This window comes from Pseudoramibacter alactolyticus ATCC 23263 (genome assembly GCF_000185505.1).
GTDB classification, from domain to species: Bacteria; Bacillota; Clostridia; order Eubacteriales; family Eubacteriaceae; genus Pseudoramibacter; species Pseudoramibacter alactolyticus.
The window spans coordinates 1-523 of the sequence record NZ_GL622394.1 but is presented as its reverse complement, the minus strand read 5'-3'; the positions used below and the strand labels follow the sequence as shown (position 1 = coordinate 523).

General features: G+C 60.6%; 1 pseudogene. It reads right to left on the bottom strand.

What is annotated here, in order from left to right:
* Positions 1 to 523: pseudogene (locus HMPREF0721_RS11320) on the bottom strand (hypothetical protein); the annotation flags it as partial.

The window sequence follows — 523 nt, the reverse complement described above, 5'->3', positions numbered from 1 at the left end:
AGGGTTTCGTCGGTGGGATGGCTGGAGGTGCCCGGACAGCGCCACGACATCGCCCAGGCCCTGCTCTCCTTGTGCGGGGAGACGACGATGTATGACCCATCAGGGGCGATTCCCTGCACCGATCTTGCCGAGTCGAATTCTCCAGTCACGGTGGGCACAGTGCGCACGATTTCTTCAGGCTGTGGCTGGAATCCATCCGCTAAGGCAGGCAGGAGGTGGTCCCAGACAGCTTGGAGAATGGCCTGCTTGTCACCAGGGCCTTCACTGGCCTCGTTTGTCATAGTGATGACGGCGTCAACCTCGGGGACGATGAGGACATACTGGCCGAAGGCTCCGTCCAGAGGGTACCCATGGCTTGACATCCATGTCTGCCAGCCATACCCCATTCCCCATTCCGGATCGGTCTCGCTGTCGCAATTGACTTGACGGACACGGTGCTGCCTGATCCACTCCTCGGGTAGTAGACGGGCGCCCTCATGCACCCCATCGTCGAGGAGAAGCAGGCCGAACAGAGAGAGGTCTT